The organism is Bartonella sp. MR168JLCBS, from assembly GCF_042194175.1.
Window position 1 is genome coordinate 1 of the sequence record NZ_JBHIMP010000251.1, and the last position, 845, is coordinate 845.

General features: G+C 37.4%; 1 protein-coding gene. It reads right to left on the minus strand.

The features are described from left to right. Positions 1-214: 214 nt before the first annotated feature. On the minus strand, positions 215-490 hold the full coding sequence (locus tag ACFIK8_RS10675) for a DUF1153 domain-containing protein (RefSeq protein WP_011179649.1): 276 nt from the start codon (positions 488-490) through the stop codon (positions 215-217). Positions 491-845: the final 355 nt, after the last annotated feature.

The following is an 845-nucleotide window of genomic DNA, read 5'->3' on the forward strand; positions in this document are numbered from 1 at the left end:
ACAGAGTTACAACGTGCACGGCTTTTAGAGGTGCGGGAAAATGGGGCAGTAGCAGGTGATGACAGTATCATGATTCAATCTAACTCGATGACCAGATAATAAAATTTTTTTATTTGGAAATCTATTCCTTGCGATACTTGACTTGTATGCTGAAAGCACAAAACAGCCAAACCCTTATCGAGCTTAGCTATTCTAAAAGTATTTTGAAGCCGGATTAATGTCTATAATGTTGGATTCTGGTTGTTCGTAATCCAGCTAAGCCATGTTCATCGATCAAACTCTGCCATGAAAGAAATTCCTCTACGGTCAAAGTATAGCGTTGACATGCCTCATCAAGACTTAACAATCCACCTCTGACAGCCGCAACAACTTCAGCTTTGCGACGGATCACCCAGCGCCTTGTGGTTTTAGGCGGTAAGTCGGCGATTGTGAGTGGACTTCCATCTGGCCCAGTAACATATTTCATTTGTGTTTTTATCGAGTTTGTCATTGTATCGTCTATTTTTAGTCAAGGACTTGATTCGTTTATAAAACATGAAATTTAAAAAAGAGCTAAACGCGTTGAAAGAAAAAATTAATAAAGCCAATTAATACGCGAAATATGACACAAAGGGAAGTGATAGAATAGCCTATTGTACCTTATTTCATCACTCTTTCTTCATCTTCAGATGCTTTATAAGAACGTGATTCTATTGGTTGTGGAAAGGATAAAAAAACAATATAAAAAGACAGTAAATAGCATAAAAACAATGTGTGCATAAGAACATGAACGGATAGATACACAGAGAATGAATACATGTTTTTGAACAGTCTTGATTTGCCAGGACAACCTGATAATTCTCGCA

Bases quoted from the DNA above. Each gene is read 5' to 3' on its own strand.
- ACFIK8_RS10675 (WP_011179649.1), bottom strand. From the start codon at position 490: ATGACAAACTCGATAAAAACACAAATGAAATATGTTACTGGGCCAGAT.